At 38.9% G+C, this 3007-nt stretch carries 4 protein-coding genes; all 4 read left to right on the top strand.

Features of this window, described 5'->3' with window-relative positions; translation table 11 throughout:
• Positions 1-657 (top strand): DUF3347 domain-containing protein (locus ACESK1_RS12795; RefSeq protein ID WP_372920567.1); only part of this gene is annotated, 657 nt, incomplete at its 5' end.
• Positions 658-817: 160 nt separating this feature from the next.
• Positions 818-1525, top strand: a complete 708-nt coding sequence (locus tag ACESK1_RS12800; RefSeq protein WP_372920568.1) for a PepSY domain-containing protein — start codon at positions 818-820, stop codon at positions 1523-1525.
• A gap of 39 nt (positions 1526-1564) precedes the next feature.
• On the top strand, positions 1565-2155 hold the full coding sequence (locus ACESK1_RS12805) for a DUF3347 domain-containing protein (protein ID WP_372920569.1): 591 nt from the start codon (positions 1565-1567) through the stop codon (positions 2153-2155).
• 142 nt (positions 2156-2297) lie between these two features.
• The gene (locus tag ACESK1_RS12810; RefSeq protein ID WP_372920570.1) at positions 2298-2861 is read left to right on the top strand and encodes a helix-turn-helix domain-containing protein; all 564 of its coding nucleotides are present in this window, start codon (positions 2298-2300) and stop codon (positions 2859-2861) included.
• Positions 2862-3007 lie beyond the last annotated feature (146 nt).

Below are 3007 nucleotides of genomic sequence, written 5' to 3' on the forward strand. Positions count from 1 at the left end.
CTGGGGGATGCCTATGTTGTGGAAGAAGGATTGCAAGAAGGAGATGAGATCGTGGTAAATGGAACGTTTACGGTAGATGCGGCGGTACAGCTGGCCGGGAAGCCCAGTATGATGAATCCTTCTGGAGATGCAACTTCGACTGGCCATGACCACGGTAATTCCAGCAGTACTGCTGAGGAAGAACGCACTCCTGATGAGACTTTTGAAATTTCCGAAGAGGCTAAAGCAGATCTCGGAAAATTTTTAACTACTTATTTGGAGCTGAAAGATGCCCTTGTTGCCGATGACTTTGATGCAGCTGAAAACCAACTGGCATTACTAGAAAGCCGGTTTAAGGAAATAGAGGACTCAAATTTTGATGAAAAAGCAGCCGATGCCTGGGAAGGCTATAAAACTCAGCTGGAAAGAGATCTTTCCAGCATTGCTTCAGCAAAGAATATTGAAGCTTTAAGAGAATCTTTTGATGAATTTTCCAGTGTGATAATAAGAATTGCTGCAGTTTTCGACCCATTAGACGAAAAACTTTATGTGCAGCATTGCCCAATGGCCGATAATGATCAGGGGGCCGATTGGCTTAGCCTTTCAGAAGAGATAAGAAATCCCTATTACGGAGAGGCCATGCTTACCTGTGGGGAGGTAACCGGAATTGTAGAATAAACCAGTAACCAACTAAATCAAATATTATAAATCAATATATGAAATTTGCTTTAATGCGTTTCCGTCATTATTATGTTATGGAGGAATGTTTCTAAATGTGGTCAGTATAGAGAAACTGGAAATAAATTTTATATAAGTTTGTCGAATTAAAAGTCAAAAAGTGGTTAAACGAAAAACAGCCCTTAAATTAAGACAGGCCCACAGATACCTGGGACTTTTTATAGGAATTCAGTTCATCATGTGGACCGTTAGCGGGATGTACTTTAGCTGGACCGATCTTGATGAGATCCATGGAGATCATTTTAAGAAGGAAAGCGTGGAGAATCCTGAGTTTTATGGTCTTCAGGGGCCGGGACAAATAATTTTTGAAGCTCCGGTGACCTCATTAGAACTTAAAGATATTGGAGGTGAAGCTTTTTACCTTGTAAATGGGAATAGCCTTATTGATCCTAAAACCGGAGAAGAAAGACCGGATATTACTAAAGAAGAAGCTTTGAAAATCGCGAATAAACATATGCGGGATGATTTGGAGGTTGCGGGGATCGAACTTATAAATGAAACGGGTAAACACCACGAATATCGCAGCGGAGCCTTGCCGGCTTATGTAATTTCCTATCTACAACCGGCCGATCTGAAAGCCTATGTCTCGGTGGAAGACGCTACTTTTAGATCTGTACGGCACAGAGACTGGCGCTGGTTTGATTTTCTCTGGATGACCCATACGATGGATTATGAGGGTAGAGATGATTTTAACAACCTGGTGCTTCGGATATTTTCACTGATGGGCCTGATTACTGTATTCAGCGGGTTTGTCCTGTGGTACATTTCTTCACCATCGATAAGAAAACTTCAGAAACGATTTAAATAAGAATAATTTTAAACACAAATAAGTATAAAAACAGAAACCATGAAAAAGAACTTAAGAAACCTAATGATGCTTAGTCTTGTAGCCGGAACTTTAACCATGACTTCCTGCCGCGATGCTGAAGATAAGAAAGATGAGCCGGCAGAGCCTATGCAAAATGAAATGCATCAGGATGATGATATGGAAGATATGGATCATAGCAGCCAGGGGGAAATGAAAAATTACCAGGGTGAAGCGATGAATGCTGAATTCAAAGATGAAAATACCGCCGAAGCGTATGAATTGTATGTAGGAATAAAAGATGCCCTGGTGAATACCGATGCTGAAACTACTCAAAGTAAAGCCCAGGAACTGGCGGAGACTGAAGCCTCTGAAGAAGTTACTTCAGCTGCAATGAAGATAGCAGACACCGATGATGTAAATAAGCAAAGGGAAGCATTTTCAGAGCTAACTACTGCTATGGAAAAACAACTTGAAGGAGCCCTTGCTTCGGGAGAGATCTACAAGCAATACTGCCCGATGGCTTTTGAAGGAAAAGGAGATTACTGGTTTTCTAATTCAAAAGACATCTTTAATCCTTACTATGGCGACAAAATGCTTAAATGTGGTAGGGTAGATGATACGATTAAGTAAATTAAATAAGGCTGTCTAAAAATATGGTTTTGTTACGTTGAGCGGAGTCGAGATGTGATGAACTAAAAATGTTGTTTTCGGCGTTGCAGGAACTAACATTTTAAAAGTCTTTAGACAGTCTTATTTTTAAATTTTCGGAAATTTGAGAAACATTCTGCATATAAAAAATATGGTTTGTGATCGTTGCCTGGCTAGTGTGAAAAATATTCTCGAGCAGCAGGAACTGTCATATTCGAAAGTTAGTTTGGGCAGAATCGAATTAAATCAGGAGATTTCTGAAGAACAATTGCGTTCGCTGGAACAAGAACTTAATAAAACCGGCTTCGAACTGGTTATAGAACGCAGCGATAAGATTGTAAATGGTATAAAGGCTCTCATAATTGAAGTAGTTTACCGGCGGGGAGATTTCAAAAATAAAAAGCTTTCTGAAATTTTAAGCGAAGGATTGCATTACGATTACAGTCATCTAACTGGTATGTTTTCGAAGGCTGAAGACCAGAGCATCCAGAATTTTTATAACAAAGTAAAAACTGAACGTATTAAAGAACTTCTTGAATATGACGAGCTCAGTATAGCCGAAATAGCTGATGAAATGGGTTACAGTAGTGCAGCTTACCTTGCTACTTTTTTTAAGAAAGAAACGGGCCTGAAGCCATCAGAATATAAACAAGAATTTGTTTCCCGAAATTCTTTGGATAGAATCTAATCAGGATTTTACTTTGTTCTTCTCCAGGTTTCAATAATTTTAAAATTAAATTGAAATCTTAATATGTTATAAATCAACGACTTTAATTGGCTGGAATACGTCAATTTTGCCATTTTCTTATAACTTCTTACCATAATTTTAAAACT

This window comes from Salegentibacter sp. (assembly GCF_041642575.1).
Lineage (GTDB): Bacteria > Bacteroidota > Bacteroidia > Flavobacteriales > Flavobacteriaceae > Salegentibacter.

Excerpts from the sequence above, each read along its gene's own strand:
- ACESK1_RS12805 (WP_372920569.1), top strand. The coding sequence starts at position 1,565 with ATGAAAAAGAACTTAAGAAACCTAATGATGCTTAGTCTTGTAGCCGGA.